Below are 23,536 nucleotides of genomic sequence, written 5' to 3'. Positions count from 1 at the left end.
AAAGCTCTTAATCGATAGATCAATAATGAAAAGTCTCCTGCCTCTCCGTTTCCTGCTGTGCGCGACTGTGTTGCTGGCTGGTTCATTTGCAATGGCTCCCGCGCATGCGGACAGCGGCACCGAACCGCTGGCCGATATCCTGAATGCACCGGACAGTGCCGGCCTGGGTTTTGTCACGCGCATGGAGGCCTCGCCCTATAGGGACGGTGGCGTGCGTTACGACCTGCTGCCCCTGTACCTGTACGAGGGCGAGCGCCTGTTTTTGCATGCCAACCGCGCCGGTGTCAAGTTGTTCAATGAGGGCGGGCGCAACGATGGGCAGCGGCTGGACCTGTTTGTAGAGCAGCGGCTGGAGGGCTTTCCGGTGAACAACCCGCCGGCCAGCCTGGCCGGCATGGCTGCGCGTGATTCCGGGCTCGATATGGGGCTGTCTTACCAGTACCGCCAGCCGTGGGGAACACTCAAGGCTGAATATGTCCACGACATAGGGCAGACCTACAAAGGCGGCGAAACCCGCCTGGGTTATTCCTACGACTGGCGTTCCGGCCCATGGACCTTGCGGCCCAACCTGACGGTTTCTTTTCGTGATGCCAAGCTCAACAATTATTACTACGGCGTCCTGCCAGGCGAAGCGACGGCCACGCGTCCGGCTTATGCGCCCGGCTGGGGCATCAGCACCTCGGTGGGCCTGTATGGCTCCTATGACATGTCGCAGCGCTGGCGCCTGCTGGCGGGTGTCTCGGCAACGGTGCTGGGCAATTCGGCGAAAGATAGTCCCATCGTGCAAAAGCGGGTGTTACCGGCCGTTTATGTGGGCGCGGTGTACGACTTTGGCGGCCATAAACGCGAGTGGGCGGAAAAGGATTCCCCGACCTATTTCAAGCTGATGTACGGCAAGGCTGCGGAACCCAGTTGCCACCTGGCGAAGATCATCACCGCACGCTGTTTTTCCACGGCCAGCAGCAACGCCACCTACATCAGCGGCATTCAGGTGGGCAAGCCCTTTATCCAGAACCTCAACGGCTGGCCGCTGGACTTTGTGGGTTATGTAGGCCTGACGAACCACGATGACCGCGGATTGCAGACCAATGGCGTCCAGCTGGATGTGTTCATGAAAGCCATCTACTCGGGCTTCCCCTGGAGCCACCGGGTCAAGACCCGGCTGGGCCTGGGTGTGGGCCTGTCAGCCGCACAACGTGTGCCTTACACCGAGGTGTCCAGCCAGGCCGGCAAAACAACCTCGCGCCTGCTGAATTACCTGGACCCGACGATTGACGTCAGCCTGGGTGACCTGTTTGGCTCACGTGCGCTCAAGGAGACCTATATCGGCTTTGGCGTGTCGCACCGTTCCGGCATTTTTGGCGCTTCGCGCCTGCTGGGCAATGTCAACGGCGGTTCCAACTACCTTTACACCTATATCGAGACGGCACTTTGACGGCATTCGTGTGCTATTAATAAAGTAGCTGGTTGCGCACATACTGATTGGGCTACAGGCCTTTTTATGCCCTAAAACAGCCCAAAAAATCATTTGGGCATGTTTTGCACATTGCTGCTGGCAATCACGCCACCACCCAGGCAGATGTCGCCGTCATAAAGCACGGCGGACTGCCCCGGTGTCACTGCCCACTGCGCCTGCGTGAAGGCCAGTTCGCAATCCGTTGCGGTAGCGCTGCGCAATTCGCAGGCTGCATCCGCCTGCCGGTAGCGGGTCTTGGCGGCCATCATGCCGGGCGTGGGCGCGCTGCCTGCCACCCAGCTGCAGTCCTGCGCGTGGAGCACGGTGGACTGCAGCCACGGGTGGTCGTGGCCCTGCACCACCCACAAGGTGTTGGTTTCCATGTCCTTGCGCGCCACAAACCAGGGTTCGTGTTCGCCCACGCCGCGCTGGCCGCGCGCCTGCGCTGCCTTGAGGTCCGCGCCTTTGGCTTTCACGCCGCCTATGCCCAGCCCCGAGCGCTGGCCCAGGGTGTAAAAGGACAGGCCCACATGCTCGCCCAGCACACGGCCCTTGTCGCTTTTGATGGGGCCGGGTGCCTTGGCGATGTAGCGGTTCAAAAAGTCGCGGAAAGGCCGCTCGCCGATAAAACAGATGCCGGTGGAGTCTTTTTTCCTGGCATTGGGCAGGCCGATCTCATCGGCAATGCGCCGCACTTCGGTCTTGCGCAGCTCGCCGACCGGAAACAGCGTTTTTGACAGTTGCGCCTGGTTCAGTCGGTGCAAAAAGTAGCTCTGGTCCTTGGCCGGGTCCAGGCCCTTGAGCAGTTGATACTGCCAATCGGAAGGGTGGGCACCATCGCGCGCGGTCGCGTGCGATTCATCAAGATGGCCAAGGGCCATGGAGCCAGGAGAAGCCGCAACGCGGCGAACCCTGGCGTAATGGCCGGTGGCGATTTTTTCGGCGCCCAGCCGCATGGCGTGGTCCAGGAAGGCCTTGAACTTGATCTCGGCGTTACACAAAATGTCCGGGTTGGGCGTGCGGCCGGCCTGGTATTCGCGCAGGAACTCGGCGAACACGCGGTCCTTGTAATCGGCGGCAAAGTTGACGTGTTCTATCTCGATGCCGATCACGTCAGCCACGGCGGCCGCGTCCACGAAGTCGATGTTGGACGAACAGAACTCGCTGTCGTCGTCATCTTCCCAGTTCTTCATGAAGATGCCTATGACCTCGTGGCCCTGCTGTTTGAGCAGGTGCGCCGTGACCGCAGAGTCCACGCCGCCGCTCAAACCCACCACTACCCGCTGTTTAGCCTTTGATACTTCCGCCATGGGGCAATTATCCCCGGGGACGCAATACGGCGTGGCTGTGCGGGTTTTTCGTGCTGCCCCCGTTGTGCGAGCGCAGCCAGCCATCAAGGTTGTAGCAGGACGGAGGGGTCGGTGGTGATCAGTTCCAGCGGATAGCGCCGTCCGGCCAGGTAGTCTTCCATGCAGGTCAGCAGCAGCGGGCTGCGGTGTCTGTCGACACAGGCCCGGATTTCATCAGCCGTCAGCCATACCGTACGCACGATGCCAACGTCCAGTGCCCGGCCTTCGACCTGCTCGCCCAGTTCGCCGCAAAACGCAAAACGGAGATAGGTGATGTCCGTTGGCTCAGCCTGCCCCGGCGTGACCTGATCAAAGCGGGAGAGGTAGACGCCCACAAGCGCCGTGGGGGTGAAGTGAAAGGCGGCTTCTTCCAGTGTTTCGCGCGCGCAGGCCTGCACCGGGCTCTCGCCGGGGTCGAGGTGGCCGGCCGGGTTGTTGAGCTTCAGGCCATCGCGGGTTTCCTCTTCGATAAGCAGGAATTTCCGGACGCCGTTGAAATCGCGTTCAATCACCGCAGCAGCCGTGACGCTGGGTTTCCATCGTGTGTTCATGGCGTGATTATCCGTGCCGTTCTTGACCGGCTTGTGACTCCCTGGCTGGGCTGCCCGGTGCCGCCGAATCCCTGCGCAAAGCTTGCGCGCAGGTGTTCCACAAAACACTGGACTGCCTTGGGCACCTGTGGCGCCCAGGGGCGCAGGGCGTAAATACGCTCGCCAAAAAATCCCTGCACCTGCCAGTCGGGCAGCACCTGTACCAGTTTTGCGTGCTTTTCGCGGGCCGGTGGAAGACTGAAGTCGGGCAGCAGGCCTATGCCCAGGCCTGCGAGAAGCGCATCACGCAGCACTTCGCTGTTATTGGCCTTGAAGATGCCGTTGATGTTGACGCCCACTCTTTCATCTGGCTTGCGTTTGCCGGCTCGTGAGGCGCCCGTGTTGCGTGCGAATGTCCAGCTGCTGACATGGCCGCCGCCAAGGTAAAGCAGGCAGTCATGCGACGCCAGGTCGGACGGGTGCTCAGGCACACCGCGCCGCTTCAGGTAGTCAGGGCTGGCCATCAGGACCGAGCGTGTTTCGCACAGCGCCCAGGCAACGTGCGTTTCCGGCGGTGTGCTGGTATGGCGTATGGCCAGGTCAAACCCTTCGTTGGCCAGGTTCACAAAACGGTCCGTTAGTTCCAGTTCGATGTTGATTTCCGGAAAACGCTGGAGGAACGCCGCCACGCAGGGCGCCAGGTGTTGCCGTCCCAGTGCAACCGGGGCCGTCACGCGTATCAGGCCGCGTGGCGTGCCGACCAGGTCCCGCGCGGCGCTATAACTTTCGCTGATCCGCTCAAATGCCGGCTGCATGTCATTGACCATTTGCTGCCCGGCTTCTGTCAGGCCGACGGAGCGTGTGGTGCGGCGTACCAGCGAGACGCCCGCGGACCGTTCCAGCTCGCTGATGCGCATGCTGGCCGAAGCCTTGGAAACACCCAGGCGGCGCGCGGTTTCGGTAAAACTTTTTGTGCCGGCCAGCACCGTCAGGAGGTGCAGGTCGGCCACAAGCGATGAGAGCTGGTCGGAGGACATATGTGTTTGTATTGTTCAGATATATGAACAATGTAATCACAAAACGGGGGATTATCAAATCGGGTTCGAGGTCCTAGACTCGAGGCCGAGCAGAATTTTTGTCTGCAACAGCCGCAAACCATCCCACCAAAGGACCGTACATGTCTTCACCCTTCGCAACGATTGGCCACTACCTGAACGGGCGTGCCACCTTGCCCGCAGGCCGCAGCCAGGAAGTTTTTAACCCGGCCACGGGCGCCGTTTCCGGCCATGTTGCGCTGGCCAGCGCCGCCGACGTGGATGCCGCAGTGGCTTCGGCGCAAGCAGCATTTCCGGCATGGAGTGACCTGCCGCCGCTGCGTCGCGCGCGTGTCATGTTCAAGTTCCTGGAGCTGCTCAACGCCAACAAGGACAGGCTGGCCCACATGATCACGGCCGAGCACGGCAAGGTATTCACCGACGCACAGGGCGAAGTAGCGCGCGGCATTGACATTGTGGAGTTTGCCTGCGGCATTCCGCAATTGCTCAAGGGCGACTTCACCGACCAGGTCTCCACCGGCATCGACAACTGGACCCTGCGCCAGCCGCTCGGCGTGGTGGCCGGCATCACACCCTTCAACTTTCCAGTGATGGTGCCGATGTGGATGTTCCCGGTGGCGATTGCGGCAGGCAACTGCTTTGTGCTCAAGCCCAGCCCGATTGACCCCAGCCCCAGCCTGTTCATGGCGGAGTTGCTCAAGCAGGCCGGTTTGCCCGATGGCGTTTTCAACGTGGTGCAGGGCGACAAGGAGGCGGTGGATGCCCTGCTGGTGCACCCGGACGTCAAGGCTGTGTCCTTTGTCGGCTCCACACCTATCGCCAACTACATCTACGAGACCGGCGCTCACCACGGCAAACGTGTGCAGGCCCTGGGCGGTGCGAAGAACCACATGGTGGTCATGCCCGATGCCGACCTGGAGCAGGCGGTTGATGCGCTGATCGGTGCGGGCTATGGTTCGGCTGGCGAGCGCTGCATGGCGATCTCGGTGGCCGTGCTGGTGGGCGATGTGGCGGACAAACTGGTCCCCATGCTGGAGGCCCGCGCCAAAACGCTGGTCATCAAGAACGGCGTGAACCTGGATGCCGAAATGGGCCCCATCGTGACGGCCGCCGCGCACCAGCGTATCACCGGCTACATAGACACAGGTGTGAAAGAAGGCGCAAAGTTGCTGGTGGACGGCCGCACATTCACCGGTGCGGATGCCGGTGCCGGTTGCGACAAGGGCTTCTGGATGGGTGGTACGCTGTTTGACCATGTCACACCCGACATGCGCATCTACAAGGAAGAGATCTTTGGCCCGGTGCTGGGTTGCGTGCGTGTGAAGGATTTTGCCGAGGCCGTGAACCTCATCAATGCCCACGAGTTCGGCAACGGCGTGAGCTGCTTTACCCGTGACGGCCATGTGGCGCGCGAATTCTCGCGCCGCATCCAGGTCGGCATGGTCGGCATCAATGTGCCGATTCCGGTGCCCATGGCCTGGCATGGTTTTGGCGGCTGGAAGAAAAGCCTGTTTGGCGACATGCATGCCTACGGCGAAGAAGGCGTGCGTTTTTATACCAAGCAAAAGTCCATCATGCAGCGCTGGCCCGAGAGCATTGGCAAGGGTGCAGAGTTTGTAATGCCGACCGCCAAATAGTTTTCGTTGAGCCTTCGGGTTATCCCTAGGTTGCTGACCCTGCGCCCCGCTGCCTTCTGGCACGCGGGGCGCAGTGCCTTATTGGTATGAAAAACGATAGACTGCCGTGCCCAGATTTTTCAAAAATCTCATGTAAGCTTCACGACAGCTATAAATCTGCGTGCAAGCGCACGCAGATGATGTAGATCCGCTAAAAACTAATACATTGAGGAGAGACCCATGCTGATTGGGGTACCCGCCGAAATTACGGCAGGAGAAACACGCGTAGCGATCACGCCGGAGACGGCCAAAAAGCTCAAGGCCCAGGGCCACACAATACGTGTGCAATCCGGTGCCGGTGTTGCAGCCAGCGTTCCCGACGAGGCCTACATCGCAGTGGGTGCAGAGATCACCGACGCGGCAGGTGCTTACGCGAGCGACATCGTGCTCAAGGTCCGCTGCCCGCTGGACAGCGAAATGGCACACGCCAGGGCAGGCGGCGTGATGGTCGGCATGTTGAACCCCTTTGACGCGGCCGGCCTGCAGCGCCTGGCTGCGGCACAGCTCACCTCCTTTGCGCTGGAAGCCGCACCGCGCACCAGCCGCGCGCAAAGCATGGACGTCTTGTCCTCGCAAGCCAATATCGCCGGCTACAAGGCCGTGATGATGGCCGCTGAAAAATACCAGCGCTTTTTCCCCATGCTGATGACCGCCGCCGGCACGGTCAAGGCCGCGCGTGTCGTGATCCTGGGCGTCGGCGTGGCCGGCCTGCAGGCGATTGCCACGGCCAAGCGCCTGGGCGCCGTGATTGAAGCCAGCGACGTTCGTCCCAGCGTGAAAGAGCAGGTCGAATCCCTGGGCGGAAAATTCATCGACGTGCCTTATGAAACCGACGAAGAGCGCGAAGCCGCTGTCGGCGTGGGCGGTTATGCCAAGCCCATGCCGCCAAGCTGGCTGGAGCGCCAGAAAGCCGAAGTGGCCAAGCGTGTGGCGCAAGCCGACGTGGTGATCACCACGGCCTTGATTCCTGGCCGCGCCGCGCCCGTGCTGGTCACCGAAGACATGGTCAAGTCCATGAAACCCGGCAGCGTGATTGTTGACCTGGCCGCGCCGCAGGGCGGCAACTGCCCGCTGACAGAGCCCGGCAAAACCGTGGTCAAGCACGGTGTCACCCTGATCGGCGAGACCAACGTGCCGGCACTGGTTGCCGCCGATGCCAGCGCGCTGTATGCGCGCAACCTGCTCGACTTCCTCAAGCTCATCATCACCAAGGAAGGCGCGCTGAATATCGACATGGCAGACGATATCGTGGCGGCCTGCCTGATGACGCAGGCCGGTGAAGTACGGCGCAAGTAGCGCGAACAGCCCCTGGCTGCTGTAGTCAAAACAAACCCATAAATTATTCAGGGCCGGCGGCAGCGCCGCCTCAATAGGAGAAGACCATGGATGCAGTGTCACCCACCATCATCAACCTGATTATTTTTGTCCTCGCCATTTACGTGGGCTACCACGTGGTGTGGACAGTCACACCCGCCTTGCACACGCCGCTGATGGCGGTGACCAACGCGATTTCCGCCATCGTCATCGTGGGCGCCATGCTGGCCGCCGCGCTGACCGAAACGCCGCTGGGCAGAACCATGGGCGTGCTGGCCGTGGCGCTGGCGGCCGTGAACGTCTTCGGTGGTTTCCTGGTGACGCGCCGGATGCTGGAAATGTTCCGGAAAAAAGAGAAAAAGGCGCCGGCCGCAGCTGATGCAGGAGCCGCGAAATGAGCATGAACATCGTCACGCTGCTGTACCTGGTGGCTTCCGTTTTCTTCATCCAGGCACTCAAGGGCCTGTCGCATCCCACCACCTCCTTGCGCGGCAACCTGTTCGGCATGGCCGGCATGACGATTGCCGTGCTGACCACGGGCGCGCTGATCGTCGAGCTTTCGGGCGGCAAGTCTCTGGGCATGGTCTATGTGCTGGGCGCGCTGGTCGTCGGCGGCGGCATAGGCACGCTGATGGCCAAGCGTGTGGAAATGACCAAGATGCCCGAGCTGGTCGCCTTCATGCACAGCATGATCGGCCTGGCCGCCGTCTTCATCGCCGTCGCCGCCGTGGCTGAACCTTGGGCCTTCGGCATCACGCCGCCGCCCCAGCCCGTGATGGTGGCCGCCGGTGCTGCGCTGGTGCAGGTACTGGTTGCCCTGCCGATTCCCACCGGCAACCGCCTCGAGCTGTTCCTGGGCGCGGCCATAGGCGCCATCACCTTCAGCGGCTCCGTGATTGCCTTCGGCAAGCTCAGCGGCAAATACAAGTTCCGTCTGTTCCAGGGCGCGCCCGTGACCTTCTCCGGCCAGCACATGCTGAACCTGGTGCTGGGCCTGGTCACGCTGGGCCTGGGCGTCGCATTCATGCTGACCGGCAACTGGACGGCCTTTTTTGCCATGCTGGCCCTGTCTTTCGTGATGGGCGTACTGATCATCATCCCTATCGGCGGTGCCGACATGCCCGTGGTGGTGTCCATGCTCAACAGCTATTCGGGCTGGGCCGCGGCAGGCATTGGCTTTTCGCTGAACAACTCCATGCTGATCATTGCCGGCTCGCTGGTCGGCTCGTCCGGCGCCATCCTCTCGTACATCATGTGCAAGGCGATGAACCGTTCGTTCTTCAATGTGATCCTGGGCGGCTTCGGCGGTGAGGCTGCATCTGCAACGGCAGGCGCAAAAGAGCAGCGGCCCGTCAAGTCGGGCTCTGCTGACGATGCCGCTTTCATCCTGGGCAATGCCGAAACCGTCATCATCGTGCCGGGCTACGGCCTGGCGGTGGCGCGTGCGCAGCATTCGGTCAAGGAGCTCGCACAAAAACTCACGGACAAGGGCATCACCGTCAAATACGCGATTCACCCTGTTGCCGGCCGCATGCCAGGCCACATGAACGTGCTGCTGGCCGAGGCCGAAGTGCCGTACGACCAGGTGTTCGAGATGGAAGACATCAACGCCGAATTCGGCCAGGCCGACGTGGCCATCATCCTGGGCGCCAACGACGTGGTGAACCCTGCTGCACACGTCAAGGGCAGCGCGATTTACGGCATGCCCATCCTGGAGGCTTACAAGGCCAAAACCGTCATCGTCAACAAACGTTCGATGGCAGCCGGTTATGCCGGCCTGGACAATGAATTGTTCTACATGGACAAGACCATGATGGTGTTTGGCGATGCCAAGAAGGTCATTGAAGACATGGGCAAGGCCATCGAGTAGCTTGTACACCCCTGTCGGCGCTCACCTTGTGTAGCGCCATCTCCCCTTGCAGGGGACGGCGCCTGCGACCCGGCCAAGCCGGTTCCGCGGCCCCTGTTTGCGAAGAGTCAATGCTCAGGCGTCGCCCGAATTAGAGGGCTTACCCTTCTGGCAGACCGGTTTTCCTAGGGAAAACGCAATAGCCCCGCAGAGGGCCAGGCGTCAAAATCAGCGGCAGTCAACACAGGAATGGAGAAGACAAACATGAATGCAGCAATCCAGGACCGTCCCTGGCTCAAGGCCTACCCGCCCGGAGTTCCCACAGATATCGACGCATCGCAGTATTCGTCGCTTGTGGGGCTGATGGAGGAGAGCTTCAAGAAAAACAGCGACAAGGTGGCCTACAGCTTCATGGGCAAGGACATCACGTTTGGCCAGACCGACAGCCTGTCCGTTGCCTTTGGCGCCTACCTGCAGGGCCTGGGGCTGGCCAAGGGCGACCGCGTGGCCATCATGATGCCGAATGTGCCGCAGTACCCGGTGGCTGTCGCCGCGATATTGCGCGCGGGTTTTGTGGTGGTCAATGTCAATCCGCTGTACACCCCGCGTGAACTGGAGCATCAGCTCAAGGATTCCGGCTCCAAGGCCATTGTCATCATCGAGAACTTTGCCAACACGCTGGAGCAATGCATTGCCGCCACGCCGGTCAAGCACGTGGTGTTGTGCGCCATGGGTGACCAGTTGGGCATGCTCAAGGGCGCGCTGGTCAACTATGTGGTGCGCAACGTCAAGAAGATGGTGCCGCCTTTCAACCTGCCCGGCGCGGTACGTTTTAACGATGCGGTAGCCCGTGGCACGCGTGCCACGCTCAAGCGCCCCGACATCAAGCCCGATGACGTGGCCGTGCTGCAGTACACAGGCGGCACAACCGGTGTCTCCAAGGGCGCCGTGCTGCTGCACCGCAATGTGATTGCCAACGTGTTGCAGTCCGAGGCCTGGAACGGCCCGGCCATGGCCAGCATGCAGGCCGGCGTGCAGCCGGTTTACGTGTGCGCCCTGCCGCTGTACCACATCTTCGCTTTCACCGTGAACATGATGCTGGGCATGCGTACCGGCGGCAAGAACATCCTGATTCCGAACCCGCGTGACTTGGCTGCCGTGCTCAAGGAGCTGGCAAAACACAAGGTCAACAGCTTTCCGGCCGTCAACACCTTGTTCAACGGCCTGGCGAACCACCCCGACTTCAACACCGTGGACTGGTCGCACCTGAAGGTGTCGCTGGGCGGCGGCATGGCAGTGCAAGGCGCGGTGGCCAAGCTGTGGCTGGAAAAAACCGGTTGCCCGGTTTGCGAAGGCTATGGCCTGTCCGAGACCTCACCCTCGGCCAGCTGCAACCCGACCAACAGCAAGGCCTTCACCGGCACCATAGGCGTTCCGATTCCCGGCACGTACTTCAAGCTGCTGGACGATGACGGCAACGAAGTGCCGCAGGGCCAGCCCGGCGAGATCGCCATCAAGGGCCCGCAGGTCATGGCCGGTTACTGGCAGCGCCCGGACGAGACCGCCAAGGTCATGACGCCCGATGGCTATTTCAAGTCGGGTGACATCGGTGTGCTGGACGACAACGGTTTCTTCAAGATCGTTGACCGCAAAAAGGACATGATCCTGGTCAGCGGTTTCAACGTCTACCCGAACGAGATTGAAGACGTGGTGGCAAAGCTTGAGGGCGTGATGGAAGTCGCTTGCGTAGGCGTGGCCGATGAAAAATCGGGTGAAGCCGTCAAGCTGGTCATCGTCAAGAAAAACCCTGACCTGACGGAGGCGCAGGTGCGGGCCTATTGCAAGGAAAACCTCACCGGCTACAAGCAGCCCAAGGTGGTGGAGTTCCGCACCGACCTGCCCAAGACGCCGGTGGGCAAGATTTTGCGCCGTGAATTGCGCGACAAAAAATAGGGGTCCATAACCCATCGGTTTTAGAGCCTGCAAAGGTTTTCTGGAAAGGCGGCGCAAGTCGCCTTTTTTTTCGTCCGCTTCCCGTGGTTCCGCCATAACAGGCAAAATCCGGGCATGTCCCCGAAGCCCTCCACGACCGCCATCCTCAGCGCACTTCCCGAAGAACAGGACGGCCTGATCGCGCTGCTGCATCAACCCCGCAGAACGACCCATGCCGGCCGCGAATTCTGGCAGGGCGACCTGCATGGCCAGCCGGTGGTGCTGGCGCTCTCCCGCATCGGCAAGGTTGCCGCGGCGACGACCGCCACCGCGCTGATCGAACGCTTTGGCGTGAGCCGCATTGTTTTCACCGGCGTTGCCGGCGGCATGGGCCTGGGTGTCAAGGTCGGCGATGTGGTGGTGGCGGAGGATTTTGTGCAGCACGACATGGATGCTTCTCCGCTGTTTCCCCGATACGAGATTCCGCTGTATGGCCAGAGCCGCTTCAAGGCCGACAGGGCGCTGACCACCCTGCTGCTCGAGGCCGCAGATTCCGCCTTGCGGCACATCAACGACGGTGACGATCCATGGGCCTTTCCGGATGCGCGGGTGCACCATGGGCTGATGGCCAGCGGCGACCGTTTTGTGTCCGGCGCGCAGGAGGTGCAGCAGTTGCAGTCCGCCCTGCTTGCCAGCGGCCACCCGGTGCTGGCGGTTGAAATGGAGGGGGCGGCGATTGCGCAGGTCTGCCAGGACTATGGCCTGCCGTTTGCTGCCGTGCGCACCATCTCTGACCGCGCCGATGACCAGGCGCATGTGGATTTTCCGGTGTTTGTGCGGGAGGTGGCCAGCTACTATGCACGCACCGTGGTTGAAAAGTTTCTTGGCTTGCTATCAAAACAATAGCTGACTGCGCGCATATCCAGCCGGCCGGCGGCACTTTCCTTGCATAAAAGGCTTTCCTGAGGCCTTTTCAACCCTATTGCAACCAGCCCCGTTTCCGGAAGTAGTACATGGGCACCACGGCGCTGGCCGCCATGAGCGCCAGCGCATACGGGTAGCCGAGTCCCCAGTCCAGCTCGGGCATGAGCTTGAAGTTCATGCCGTAGACGCTGGCAATCAGCGTGGGTGGCAACAGCGCGACGCTGGCGACCGAGAAGATCTTGATGATCTTGTTCTGGTTGATGTTGATGAAACCGACCGTCGCATCCATCAAAAAGTTGATCTTGTCGAACAGGAAGGCGGTGTGCGAGTCCAGTGAGTCGATGTCCCGCAGGATCTGCCGCGCTTCTTCAAACTGCTCGGCGTTGAGCATCTTGCTGCGCATCATGAAACTCACTGCACGGCGTGTGTCCATCATGTTGCGGCGTATGCGGCCGTTCAAATCCTCGTGGCGTGCAATCGCGCCCAGCACCTCGCCGGCCAACGCGTCGGTCACGTCGCCTGAAAGCACCTTGGTGCTGACTTTTTCGAGCTCGACGTAAATGCCTTCGAGCGTGTCGGCTGAATATTCGGCGTCGGCGTCAAACAGCTTGAGCAGCACTTCCTTGGCATCCTCGATCAGGCCGGGTGCGCGGCGTGCGCGCATGCGCAGCAAGCGGAACACAGGCACGTCCTCATCGTGGATGGAAAACAGCACGCCCTTGCTTTTCAGGTCGTCGTTGACGAGGTTGAGGATGAAGGCGACCCGCACTGTGCGCGGCTCGGTGTCGTCGGCAATCAGGAAGTCGGAGCGGATGTGCAGCTCGCCGTTGTCTTCCTCGTAAAAACGTGCGGACTCCTCGATGTCCTCGTCCATCGCATCTTCCGGGATCGACAGGCCGTAGTACTGCTTGATCCAGCGTTTTTCTTCAAGGGTGGGGGATTCCAGGTCAACCCAGATAGGCTGGAATTTGGAGAGCTCTTCGAGTGACTCGATTTCTTCCTGGAAGAGTCGCCCGTTGGCGAGCGTGAAAATATTGAGCATGACGGGGTACCTGACGTCCTGGGGGCTGGGCGGCCTGTTGGTTCACGGGCTGCACGGAGCCTTTTGGGTATTTGGGCCATGTGCATGCCTTTTGCATGAGGGGGTGAAGGTGCTATCGCTTTCAACCCCGTCAATGACGTCATGCGCCAGTCTGCGGTGTTGAAAGCTAGCGACTAGGGCTGCTTTCCAAGGATTTCTCCATAGTGAATCTGCCGCGATTATGGCACCTGGGCATTGATTTATCTACCGCTGCCAAGCCCGAAGAACGCCAGCAGCTCTTCCTTGCGTGCATAGGCATCGTGCTCGCCAAGCGCCATCAGGGCTTTGACAAAGCCGGGCTCAAACAGCAGGTAACTGGCGAGTGCGGCGCCGCCAGGGCTGCCCTTGTCACCCAGCGCGCCCAGCCCTGCAAGGGCGTTGTAGGTGGCGGCGGGCAACTCGCCGGCATGTGCCTGCGCAAGCGCGTCCAGTGATTGTGAAGGCGAAATTGCCAGCACATCCACCGGCCGGTAAGGCATGATGGCCGCGATGTCGTGCGGCATCTGGCGCATGGTTTTGCTCACGCGCTGGGCCTGCTCCACATCGGCCTGCAGGGTGTCCTGGAAAACGCTGGCCATGGCATGCCCGGCAATGGCACCCAGGGTGGGCCGGCTGCCGGCAGATACGGCGGATGCTTCCGGCGTTGAGGCGAACCCGGCGCGCTCCGGCTGGCCTACGCCTATCACCATGACCTTGCTGGCTCCCAGGTGGATGGCCGGCGACAGGGGTGAGCTCTGGCGCATCGAACCATCGCCAAAAAACTCGCGGCGTCCGTCCACCCACAACGGCGTGGACGGGAAAATAAAAGGCAGGGCGCTGGAGGCCATCAAATGCTCGATCGTGATGGGCTGGAATTCGGCGCGGCGGCCGGGGCGGCTCCACGATTCCACCTGCCGGCCCCCGGCCAGCTGGCAAAAAGTCCAGTGCACGCCACTGGTATAGCTGGATGCCGTTACCGCCAGCGCATTCAGGGTGTTGTCCTGCAGCGCCTGCTCGATACTGCCCAGCGATATAGCCTTGTGCAGGGTGTCCACCAGCGGCGTGTTGTTCAGGAAGGCCTGCTGTGCCCGGACCTGCTGCGACAGGAAAAGCGCTGCGGCAATGCGGCTGGAGCGTATCCATGCAGGTACCTTGAGCTGGTAGACCTGCGACGAACGCAGGGTGCTCCAGAAGTTGGCCAGGTGCGCGAAGGCATTCAGGCCCTCGCCAACCCGGCTTGCAAGGTAAGTGGCATTGAGCGCGCCGGCCGATGTGCCGACCAGTATCTTGAAGGGAAAGGGCGGATCGCTGGCGTTGCTGGCCAGGCCGAGCATGCTGGCCAGCGCATGCAAAACGCCTGCCTGGTAGGCGGTGCGTGCGCCGCCGCCCATGAGCACCAGTGCGCAGCACTCCTCGTCCGGGTCCGTCAGCGCGGGGATGATGGTCTCAAGAGACATGGCGTGGAAAGAGCTTGGACAAACAAGTTACAAATAATACCCAGAAGACTGGCTGCAAACAGTTGCATTTTTTTGTGCGTCGCACGATTGCATTTGCCGCGCTTCGGGCGCATAGTCATTCCAAGAGCCTTATCCCGTCGCCACCTGGCCAAGCCCCGGACAGGTGGTTTTTTCAACCAGTTCCAGCTTTTTGGAAAAGGAGTCTCTTTATGAATTTGACGATCAGCGGTCACCATCTTGAAGTTACACCCGCATTGCGCGGCTACGTAACAGCCAAGCTGGACCGGATTACCCGGCATTTCGACCAGGTAGTGGACGTAAAAGTCCTGTTGACGGTAGATAACATGAAGGAAAAGGAAAGACGCCAGCGAGCCGAGTGCAATGTGCACGTTAAAGGCCGCGATTTGTTCGCCGAAAGCTCACACGCTGATTTGTACGCCGCAGTCGATGAGTTGACTGACAAACTGGACCGCCAGGTCGGGCGCTACAAGACCAAAACCCAGGATCACCACCATCTGGCCACCAAGCGCCAGGAGCAGGCCGAAGCCTGAGAACCCAAATCGGGTGTGGCCTGATTCAGGCCAGCACTGCCAGTATGATTGGAAGCCGCCGGAGCTCTGGCGGCTTTTTTTATGCCCTCATTTGGGCCTCTTTGGCACTGAACCCGCTGTAAAGTGCATAATTCGGCGACTAAAAGAGCGTTATGAACCGTCTTTCGCAAATTTTGCCCCCTACCCAAGTGCTGGTCAGTGTTGACGCGACCAGCAAAAAGCGTGCTTTTGAAGAAGCCGGGCTGCTGTTCGAAAACCAGCACGGGCTGAACCGCGCGCTGATTACCGACAGCCTGTTCGCCCGCGAGCGTCTGGGCTCGACCGGCCTGGGTCACGGGGTAGCCATTCCGCATGGGCGCATCAAGGGTCTCAAGGCCCCCATGGCGGCAGTGTTTCAGCTGCATACGCCTATTGGCTTTGATGCCCCGGACGAGCAGGCCGTGGCCCTGCTGATTTTCCTGCTGGTGCCCGAGGCGGCTACGCAGAAACACCTTGAAATCCTGTCCGAAATTGCCGAGCTGCTGAGCGATAGCGTGCTGCGTGAAAAGCTCAAAACCAGCACCGATGCGGCAGCGCTGCACACGCTGATCGCCTCCTGGCGTTCTGCCCAGCAAGTCGGCCCCTGATTGCGGCCGCCTGGATTTTTTTGTGAGTAAGCTGCAGGCATGAAGCCCACCGCCATCAGTGCCGACGTGCTTTTCGAAGACCACCGGGCCGCGCTGAAATGGGAGTGGGTCGCCGGCCTGGGCGCTTCCGAGCGGCGCTTTGACGAAGTCGCGGTGCGCGCAGCGCGTTCCGGCGCCGACCTTGTGGGCTACCTCAATTACATCCATCCTTACCGCGTGCAGATACTGGGCGAGCGCGAAGTCGCCTACCTGACCACGGTTAGCGCCGAAGACTGCGCTCGCCGCATTTCCCGCATCATCACGCTGGAGCCGCCTGTGCTGATCGTGGCCGATGGCCAGGCCGCACCGGACACGCTGTTGTCCATGTGCGAGCGTGCCCAGCTGCCGATGTTCGCCACGCCGGAGTCGGCCGCCTTTGTGATTGACGTGCTGCGGGCCTACCTGTCCAAACACTTTGCCGACCGCACCTCCATGCATGGCGTGTTCATGGACATCCTGGGCATGGGCGTGATGATCACCGGCGAATCCGGCCTGGGAAAAAGCGAGCTGGGGCTGGAGCTGATCTCGCGCGGCCACGGCCTGGTGGCCGACGATGCGGTGGATTTGTACCGCATCAACCAGACCACGATTGAAGGCCGCTGCCCGGACCTGCTGCAAAACCTGCTCGAAGTGCGCGGCATAGGCCTGCTCGACATCAAGGCCATTTTTGGCGAGACGGCGGTGCGCCGCAAGATGCGCCTGAAGATGATCGTGCACCTGGTGCGCCGCGAGACCCTGGAGCGTGAGTACGAGCGTATCCCCTACGAGCCGCTGACCCAGGACGTGCTGGGCATTCCGGTGCGCAAGGTCATCATCCAGGTGGAGGCCGGCCGCAATATTGCCGTGCTGGTCGAGGCCGCAGTGCGCAACGCCATCCTGCAACTACGCGGCATCAATACCTACCAGGAATTTGTTGAACGCCATCGCCGTGCCATGGAGCAGGATGACTAGCTCCCACGCTTTTCACTGCGTGTAATACGCAGCCCCCCGAGGGGGCCGCTGCGCCTGCGGCCCGGCAAAGCCGGTTCCGCGGCCCCTGCTGGCACAGAGCCCTGGCAAGCTTCCGATGATCGCCATGGGTGCTCTCGCTACGGTTTCTTCACACCCTGGCATCCAGTTTGCTATTAAATTGATAGCTTTTTGTGCCTGTCAATAGAGGGGCTACAGGCCTTTTTCTTACGGCTCAGGAATGGTGGTGCCGCACCGGTGTGCCGTTGCGGTTGGGGCACTGGTCCTTGGTGCAGTTCGCGTAAATCGACAGCGAGTGGTCGGTGATCGTGAAGCCCTTGTCCTTGGCGACCGCGTGCTGGCGCCTTTCAATTTCGGCGTCGTAAAACTCTTCCACCTTGCCGCAATCCAGGCAGACCAGGTGATCATGGTGCTGGCCTTCGTTGATTTCGTAAACGGCCTTGCCGGACTCGAAATTGCTGCGGTTGAGCAGGCCAGCCTGCTCGAACTGGGTCAGCACCCGGTAAACCGTGGCCAGGCCGATGTCGGAGCGGTCCTCGAGTAAAACCCGGAAGACGTCCTCGGCCGTCATGTGGCGTTGTTTGCCTGTCTGGAATATTTCAAGGATTTTCAGGCGCGGCAAGGTCGCCTTGAGGCCGGTGTTCTTCAGTTCGTTGATGTTGCTCATGGATTTCCCCCCGGAGAAGATGCGGCTGCGGCCCCGGCAGCCTCAGATGGAGGCCCCGGCTTTACGCGGGGAACAGGGTACCCAGCCGCTACAATGGTCGATCATATCGCTACACCCTACCCCATGTCTGCAAATCATCGTTACAGCATCCGATCTGCGCTTAAAGTTCCGGCGCTCTGCGCCACGGTGTGCCTGGTGCTGGCGGGCTGCAGCAGCCTGAACTCCGCCTCCGTCAACCCTGTGAACTGGATCACGCCCTACAGGGTTGACGTGATCCAGGGCAATTTCATTTCCAGGGAGCAGGTGGATTTCCTCAAGGCGGGCATGACGCGTGCGCAGGTCAAGGACGTGCTCGGCACGCCCCTGTTGTCCAGCCTTTTCCATGCAGACCGCTGGGACTATGTGTTCACCCTGAAGCGGCAGGGCGTGGAGCCCCAGTCATTCAAATACACGGTATTTTTCAAGGGTGACCTGCTGGAACGTTTTGAAGGCGACACCATGCCGAGCGAGGCGGAATTCATCGCCAAGCTGAATTCCAGCCGCAAGCTGGGCAAGGTGCCGGTCCTGGAGGCTACGGACGAGCAACTCAAGGACGCCGAAAAAGCCTCGGCCGCCAAAGCCGCTTCCGCAACGGCCAACGCCGCTGCAAGCGCACCGGCCGCAGCAGCGCCTGCGAGCTACCCACCGCTCGAAAGCCCGAAACGGTGAGCACGGGCAGCATGACAAACATGAAACAACACAAAATTGCGGTAGCCGGTGCCAGTGGGCGCATGGGGCAGATGCTGATTGATGCCATCCGGCAAAGTGGTGACTGCGAGCTCAGTGGGGCGCTTGATGTGGCGGCCAGCCCGGGCATAGGTGCCGACGCTGCTGCGTTCTCGGGCCATACCAGCGGCGTGCTGATCCATTCCGATATTCGCCAGGGCCTGAAAAACGCCGATGTGCTGATTGACTTCACCCGTCCCGAAGGCACCATGGCGCACCTGGCCGTTTGCCGCGAACTCGGCGTCAAGCTGGTCATAGGCACTACCGGTTTCTCCGAAGCGCAGAAAGCTGAAATCGCTGCCGCGGCGAAAGACATCGCCATCGTCTTCGCCCCGAACATGAGTGTGGGCGTCAACGTCACGCTCAAGCTGCTGGAAATGGCGGCCAAGGCCATGTCCACCGGCTACGACATTGAAATCATCGAGGCCCATCATCGCCACAAGGTCGACGCGCCCTCCGGCACCGCTCTGAAAATGGGCGAAGTGATCGCCGATGCGCTGGGGCGTGACCTGAAGGAGTGCGCAGTTTACGCACGCGAAGGCGTTACGGGCGAGCGCGACCCATCGTCCATTGGTTTTGCCGCGATACGCGGTGGCGATATCGTGGGCGACCACACCGTGCTGTTTGCGGGCACGGGCGAGCGCATAGAGATCAGCCACAAATCATCCAGCCGGGCCAACTATGTACTGGGCAGCCTGCGGGCAGCGCGTTTCCTGGAAAACCGCACGTCGGGCCTGTTCGACATGTTCGATGTCCTCAACTTGAAGTGACCCGCCGATGAACCTTTTCGGTGTTGTGACCCAGGGTGGTGTTATCAGCCAGGTGGTGGCGATACTGCTGCTGGCCATGTCGGTGGCGAGCTGGGTTGTGATCCTGTGGAAGGCCTGGCTGCTGAAGCGCGCTGTGGGCGATGTGGCGCGCAGCATTGCGGCCTTCTGGCAATCGGCGTCGATAGATGAAGCCGCTGGCAAGGTTGCCGCGTTTGACCGCGAGGCGCTGGTTTTGCCGCTTATCTCCGCCACAAAAATCGATACGCGCGGAACACTCGCCACGGCCGGCGACAAATCGCAGCAACTGACCCGTGTCCTGCGTGACGCGCTGCATGCCGTGCTGCACAAGCTGCAGTTTGGCCAGGTGTTGCTTGCCACGGTGGGTTCTACCGCGCCTTTTGTCGGTTTGCTGGGCACCGTCTGGGGCATTTACCACGCGCTGATCGGCATCGCATCAGCCGGGCAGATCACCATCGACAAGGTGTCGGGGCCGGTCGGCGAGGCACTCATCATGACCGCCGCAGGGCTGGCGGTGGCCATCCCGGCTGTACTGGCATACAACATCTTCGGCCGCTTCATCAGCCGGATTGAAGCCGACCTTGAGGGCTTTGCGCGCGATTTGCGTGAGTTGCTGGCCCCCACGCCTGTCGCTTCGCGTGCTACGCTCTCCCAGGAGGGGGTTGGCTTCCCTGAGGGGGGGGCGCCGGAAAATCTGCTGGCAGCCAGCCCACAGCCAGCGAACTAGACATGGCTTTTGGTCGTCTCGAACGTACCCAGGGCTCGCAGCCCATGAGCGAGATCAATGTCACGCCGCTGGTTGACGTGATGCTGGTGCTGCTGGTGATCTTTATCCTCACTGCCCCGCTGCTGGCGTCCTCCATCAAGCTGGATTTGCCGAAAACCGATGCCGCCAAACCCGCCGATGCGCCGAAATTCGTGACCCTGGTGGTTGACAAGGCCGGGCAAGTGTTCCTTGGCGACAAGCCTGTGGCCATAGAGGAACTGCGCAGCAGCCTGACCCGGACGGCCGCGCAGAACCCGGACACCGAAGTCCAGTTGCGCGCCGATGAAGCCGTGCCTTATGGCAAGGTGGTTGAAGTCATGGGTGTGGCGCAAAAAGCCGGCTTGAGCCGAATTGGTTTTGTGGCGGACGTTCCTGCGGGCACGCCCTCCCCAGCGACAGCCGGCAAGCCCTGAGCCGCGGCCTGCTCCTCTGCTTGCCGCCAGCGCCTAAAATCCCTTCTTTCCGCAGCCATGCGGCTGCCTGCCTGCATTTCCCCGTTTTAGTGCCCCGTTTTCCGCTTTTTCCTCTCCATGCAAGAAAAATACAACCACCTCGACGTTGAGCGCGATGCGCAAACCCACTGGACTGCCGGTAATGCCTACCGCGTCGAAGACCGGGCCAACCCCAAAAAGCCCAAGGGCAAGTATTACGCCTGCTCCATGCTGCCTTACCCCAGCGGCAAGCTGCACATGGGCCATGTGCGCAACTACACCATCAACGACATGCTCACGCGCTATTTGCGCATGAAGGGCTACAACGTGCTGATGCCCATGGGCTGGGATGCCTTCGGCTTGCCGGCCGAAAACGCAGCCATGAAAAACGGCGTGCCGCCGGCGCAGTGGACCTACGACAACATCGCCTACATGAAAAAGCAGATGCAGGCGATGGGGCTGGCCATTGACTGGTCGCGCGAAGTCGCCACCTGCGACCCGAGTTATTACAAGTGGAACCAGTGGCTGTTTTTGAAGATGCTTGAAAAAGGCATTGCCTACCGCAAGACCCAGGTCGTGAATTGGGACCCGGTGGACCAGACCGTGCTGGCCAACGAGCAGGTGATTGACGGCAAGGGCTGGCGCACGGGCGCAGTGGTTGAAAAACGCGAGATCCCGGGCTACTACCTGAAGATCACCGACTACGCCGAAGAACTCCTCAACAGCGTCAGCAACAAGCTGCCCGGCTGGCCCGAGCGCGTCAAGCTGATGCAGGAGAACTGGATAGGCAAGAGCGAAGGCGTGCGTTTTGCCTTTACGCACGACATCCGGGATGCCTCGGGCCAGCTGATCGGCGACGGGAAGATGTATGTCTTCACCACGCGCGCCGACACCATCATGGGCGTGACCTTTTGCGCGGTGGCGCCTGAACATCCATTGGCGCTGCACGCTGCAGTAGCCAACCCGAAAGTCGCCGCTTTTATCGAAGACTGCAAATCTGGCGGCACGACCGAAGCCGAGCTGGCCACGCAGGAGAAAAAGGGCGAGCGCACCGGCCTGTTTGTCACGCATCCGCTGACCGGTGAGCCCGTCGAGGTGTGGGTCGGCAACTATGTGCTGATGAGCTACGGCGACGGCGCCGTCATGGGTGTGCCTGCGCATGACGAGCGCGATTTTGAGTTTGCAAAGAAGTACGGCCTGCCGATCAAACAGGTCACGGATGTCAAGGGCCAAAACTACAGCCTGGAAGCCTGGGCCGACTGGTATGGCGACAAACAGCAGGGTGTGGCCATCAATTCCGGCAAGTACGATGGCCTGGCCTACAAGCCCGCTGTTGATGCTGTTGCTGCCGACCTTGCAGCCAAGGGCCTTGGCGAGAAAAAAACCACCTGGCGCCTGCGCGACTGGGGTGTGAGCCGCCAGCGCTACTGGGGCACGCCGATTCCCATCATCCATTGCGAGGAGCACGGCGCGGTGCCTGTGCCGGAAAAAGACCTGCCCGTGGTGCTGCCGCAGGACTGCGTGCCCGACGGCTCGGGCAATCCGCTGCACAAGCATGAAGGTTTTCATGCCGGCGTGGTTTGCCCGGTCTGCGGTAAACCCGGCCGCCGCGAAACCGACACCATGGACACCTTTGTCGATTCGTCCTGGTATTTCATGCGTTATTGCGACCCGAAGAACGACGACAAAATGGTCGCGGAAGGCGCCAATTACTGGATGCCCATGGACCAGTACATAGGCGGCATTGAGCACGCCATCCTGCACCTGCTCTATGCACGTTTCTGGACCAAGGTGATGCGTGACCTGGATCTCGTCAAGGTCGACGAGCCCTTTACCAAACTGCTCACGCAGGGCATGGTGCTGAACGACATCTACTCGCGCAAGGGCGAAAAGGGCGGCGTTGAGTATTTCTGGCCGAACGAGGTGGAAGACATCCACGACGATTCCGGCAAGGTGACGGGCGCCAGGCTCAAGGAAGCCAAGGGCGAGCTGCCCGCAGGCACGCTCATCGCCTACGAAGGTGTGGGCACCATGAGCAAGTCCAAAAACAACGGGGTTGACCCGCAGGACCTGATCGAGAAGTACGGTGCCGACACGGCCCGTCTCTACACCATGTTTACCGCGCCGCCCGAAGCCACGCTGGAGTGGAATGACGCCGGCGTTGAAGGCAGCTACCGCTTCCTGCGGCGTGTCTGGAATTTCGGTGTCAAGCTGTCTGCTATGAATTCAGGAGCTGGTGGCGCTCATTTTACGGCGGCTGGGGGCTCATTTGACAAAGAAACCAGGGCCCTGAGGCTGGAAATCCATACTGTGCTCAAGCAGGTGGATTACGACTACCAGCGCATGCAGTACAACACCGTGGTTTCGGGTGGCATGAAGCTGCTGAATGCGCTGGAGAACTTTAAGCCTGCTGAGTCAGGGGCTTCCGTGGCCGCCTTGCGCGAAGGTTTCGGTATTTTGCTGCGTTGCATCTACCCTGCGACGCCGCATCTTGCGCACGCGCTCTGGCAGGACCTTGGTTACGCGGCTGAACATGGCGACCTGCTCGATGCGCCCTGGCCCGAAGTCGATGCCAGCGCCCTGCAACAGGACGAGATCGAGCTGATGCTGCAGATCAACGGCAAGCTGCGTGGTTCCGTGACGGTCAGCGCCACGGCCGACAAGGCCGCGATTGAAGCCGCGGCGCTGGCAAGCGAGGCGTTTATCAAACAGGCCGCAGGCAGCGCTGCCAAAAAAGTCATTGTGGTGCCGGGCCGCCTTGTCAACATCGTTGTCTGATAGAACCATTCCAGGATCCCGTAAAGGAAACCCATGCAACGACGTCTCTGGCTGACCCTGATGGCAAGCGGTGCCGCGCTCAACCTGGCCGCTTGCGGCTTTGAGTTGCGCAAGGCGCCCAACTTTCCTTTCAAGACGCTTTACAGTCCTTTCCCGGAAGGCTCCGCGCTGGGTGTGGAGCTCAGGCGCTCGCTGGAGTCGGGCGGCACGGTGCAGGTGATCACCGACCCGCGCCTGATCGACCAGGCCGATGTGATCCTGGATCTTTTGGGTGAAGTGCGCGAGAAAATCGTGGTGAGCCGCAATGCGGCAGGCCTGGTGCGTGAATTCCAGCTGCGCATCCGCTTCAGGTTCAGGCTGCGCACGCCTAAAGGCAAGGAGCTGATTCCCGATGCGGAAATCGTGCAGCAGCGCGACATCAGCTTCAACGAGTCTGCGGTACTGGCCAAGGAAAGCGAAGAGGCCTTGCTGTACCGTGAAATGCAGAGCGACATCGTCCAGCAGGTCATGCGCCGCCTGGCTGCAGTGACCGAGCTGTAGTCCCCGCCAATCAG

At 61.0% G+C, this 23,536-nt stretch carries 22 protein-coding genes; 16 read left to right on the top strand and 6 right to left on the bottom strand.

Annotation, left to right across the window (positions count from 1 at the left end; all coding sequences use genetic code 11):
• Positions 1-25 precede the first annotated feature (25 nt).
• Positions 26-1,435, top strand: coding sequence for a MipA/OmpV family protein (locus tag ACFQND_RS09660; RefSeq protein ID WP_371437118.1), 1,410 nt, complete (start codon positions 26-28; stop codon positions 1,433-1,435).
• 89 nt (positions 1,436-1,524) lie between these two features.
• On the opposite strand, the gene mnmA is transcribed toward ACFQND_RS09660, so the two are convergent.
• The 3 genes from mnmA to ACFQND_RS09645 form a co-directional block, all read right to left on the bottom strand.
• Complete coding sequence (gene mnmA / locus ACFQND_RS09655; RefSeq protein ID WP_371437117.1) at positions 1,525-2,766, bottom strand: tRNA 2-thiouridine(34) synthase MnmA; 1,242 nt, start codon at positions 2,764-2,766, stop codon at positions 1,525-1,527.
• 83 nt (positions 2,767-2,849) lie between these two features.
• Positions 2,850-3,356, bottom strand: coding sequence for an NUDIX hydrolase (locus ACFQND_RS09650; RefSeq protein ID WP_371437116.1), 507 nt, complete (start codon positions 3,354-3,356; stop codon positions 2,850-2,852).
• Complete coding sequence (locus tag ACFQND_RS09645; RefSeq protein WP_371437115.1) at positions 3,353-4,372, bottom strand: LysR substrate-binding domain-containing protein; 1,020 nt, start codon at positions 4,370-4,372, stop codon at positions 3,353-3,355. The genes ACFQND_RS09650 and ACFQND_RS09645 overlap by 4 nt, the downstream gene beginning before the upstream one ends.
• Positions 4,373-4,512: 140 nt before the next feature.
• Between ACFQND_RS09645 and ACFQND_RS09640 the strand changes: the two genes are divergently transcribed.
• The 6 genes from ACFQND_RS09640 to ACFQND_RS09615 all read left to right on the top strand — a co-directional run bounded on the left by ACFQND_RS09640 (position 4,513) and on the right by ACFQND_RS09615 (position 12,067).
• Positions 4,513-6,027, top strand: a complete 1,515-nt coding sequence (locus ACFQND_RS09640; protein WP_371437114.1) for a CoA-acylating methylmalonate-semialdehyde dehydrogenase — start codon at positions 4,513-4,515, stop codon at positions 6,025-6,027.
• Between the two features lie 219 nt (positions 6,028-6,246).
• A complete protein-coding gene (locus ACFQND_RS09635; protein ID WP_377413263.1) occupies positions 6,247-7,362 on the top strand; it encodes a Re/Si-specific NAD(P)(+) transhydrogenase subunit alpha in 1,116 nt (371 codons plus the stop codon).
• A gap of 86 nt (positions 7,363-7,448) precedes the next feature.
• Positions 7,449-7,778 carry an NAD(P) transhydrogenase subunit alpha gene (locus ACFQND_RS09630; protein WP_377413261.1) on the top strand — a complete coding sequence of 110 codons (330 nt, stop codon included), beginning with the start codon at positions 7,449-7,451 and terminating at the stop codon, positions 7,776-7,778.
• Entirely contained in the window at positions 7,775-9,250 is a 1,476-nt protein-coding gene (locus ACFQND_RS09625; RefSeq protein ID WP_377413258.1) for an NAD(P)(+) transhydrogenase (Re/Si-specific) subunit beta, read from the top strand. The genes ACFQND_RS09630 and ACFQND_RS09625 overlap by 4 nt, the downstream gene beginning before the upstream one ends.
• A gap of 243 nt (positions 9,251-9,493) precedes the next feature.
• Positions 9,494-11,182 (top strand): long-chain-fatty-acid--CoA ligase, encoded by a 1,689-nt coding sequence (locus ACFQND_RS09620; RefSeq protein WP_371438871.1) that lies wholly within the window; start codon positions 9,494-9,496, stop codon positions 11,180-11,182.
• A gap of 114 nt (positions 11,183-11,296) precedes the next feature.
• Positions 11,297-12,067 carry a 5'-methylthioadenosine/adenosylhomocysteine nucleosidase gene (locus ACFQND_RS09615; protein ID WP_371439159.1) on the top strand — a complete coding sequence of 257 codons (771 nt, stop codon included), beginning with the start codon at positions 11,297-11,299 and terminating at the stop codon, positions 12,065-12,067.
• A 73-nt stretch (positions 12,068-12,140) separates the two neighbouring features.
• Here the strand turns inward: ACFQND_RS09615 and corA are convergent, their stop codons facing one another.
• Both corA and ACFQND_RS09605 read right to left on the bottom strand, forming a co-directional pair.
• On the bottom strand, positions 12,141-13,127 hold the full coding sequence (corA, locus tag ACFQND_RS09610) for a magnesium/cobalt transporter CorA (RefSeq protein ID WP_371439150.1): 987 nt from the start codon (positions 13,125-13,127) through the stop codon (positions 12,141-12,143).
• A gap of 239 nt (positions 13,128-13,366) precedes the next feature.
• Positions 13,367-14,602, bottom strand: coding sequence for a patatin-like phospholipase family protein (locus ACFQND_RS09605; RefSeq protein ID WP_371439149.1), 1,236 nt, complete (start codon positions 14,600-14,602; stop codon positions 13,367-13,369).
• Between the two features lie 209 nt (positions 14,603-14,811).
• On the opposite strand from ACFQND_RS09605, the gene hpf reads away from it, so the two are divergent.
• From hpf to hprK, 3 genes are all read left to right on the top strand, one after another.
• Entirely contained in the window at positions 14,812-15,153 is a 342-nt protein-coding gene (hpf, locus tag ACFQND_RS09600) for a ribosome hibernation-promoting factor, HPF/YfiA family (protein ID WP_371439148.1), read from the top strand.
• Positions 15,154-15,305: 152 nt separating this feature from the next.
• On the top strand, positions 15,306-15,779 hold the full coding sequence (locus ACFQND_RS09595) for a PTS sugar transporter subunit IIA (protein ID WP_371439147.1): 474 nt from the start codon (positions 15,306-15,308) through the stop codon (positions 15,777-15,779).
• 39 nt (positions 15,780-15,818) lie between these two features.
• Entirely contained in the window at positions 15,819-16,769 is a 951-nt protein-coding gene (gene hprK / locus ACFQND_RS09590; protein WP_371439146.1) for an HPr(Ser) kinase/phosphatase, read from the top strand.
• A gap of 232 nt (positions 16,770-17,001) precedes the next feature.
• Here hprK and fur read toward each other — a convergent pair whose 3' ends face one another.
• On the bottom strand, positions 17,002-17,454 hold the full coding sequence (gene fur / locus ACFQND_RS09585; RefSeq protein ID WP_371439145.1) for a ferric iron uptake transcriptional regulator: 453 nt from the start codon (positions 17,452-17,454) through the stop codon (positions 17,002-17,004).
• 123 nt (positions 17,455-17,577) lie between these two features.
• On the opposite strand from fur, the gene ACFQND_RS09580 reads away from it, so the two are divergent.
• From ACFQND_RS09580 to ACFQND_RS09555, 6 genes are all read left to right on the top strand, one after another.
• On the top strand, positions 17,578-18,162 hold the full coding sequence (locus ACFQND_RS09580) for an outer membrane protein assembly factor BamE (RefSeq protein ID WP_371439144.1): 585 nt from the start codon (positions 17,578-17,580) through the stop codon (positions 18,160-18,162).
• A 20-nt stretch (positions 18,163-18,182) separates the two neighbouring features.
• Complete coding sequence (gene dapB, locus ACFQND_RS09575) at positions 18,183-18,989, top strand: 4-hydroxy-tetrahydrodipicolinate reductase (protein WP_371439143.1); 807 nt, start codon at positions 18,183-18,185, stop codon at positions 18,987-18,989.
• 7 nt (positions 18,990-18,996) lie between these two features.
• Entirely contained in the window at positions 18,997-19,734 is a 738-nt protein-coding gene (locus ACFQND_RS09570; RefSeq protein ID WP_371439142.1) for a MotA/TolQ/ExbB proton channel family protein, read from the top strand.
• 2 nt (positions 19,735-19,736) lie between these two features.
• Entirely contained in the window at positions 19,737-20,186 is a 450-nt protein-coding gene (locus ACFQND_RS09565; protein ID WP_371439141.1) for an ExbD/TolR family protein, read from the top strand.
• Between the two features lie 117 nt (positions 20,187-20,303).
• Positions 20,304-22,982 carry a leucine--tRNA ligase gene (leuS, locus tag ACFQND_RS09560; protein ID WP_377413249.1) on the top strand — a complete coding sequence of 893 codons (2,679 nt, stop codon included), beginning with the start codon at positions 20,304-20,306 and terminating at the stop codon, positions 22,980-22,982.
• Positions 22,983-23,015: 33 nt separating this feature from the next.
• On the top strand, positions 23,016-23,522 hold the full coding sequence (locus tag ACFQND_RS09555) for an LPS-assembly lipoprotein LptE (protein WP_371439139.1): 507 nt from the start codon (positions 23,016-23,018) through the stop codon (positions 23,520-23,522).
• Positions 23,523-23,536 lie beyond the last annotated feature (14 nt).

The organism is Polaromonas aquatica (assembly GCF_042659145.1).
Taxonomy (GTDB): Bacteria; Pseudomonadota; Gammaproteobacteria; order Burkholderiales; family Burkholderiaceae_C; genus Polaromonas; species Polaromonas aquatica.
This window is presented reverse-complemented; position numbering and strand designations above follow the sequence as displayed.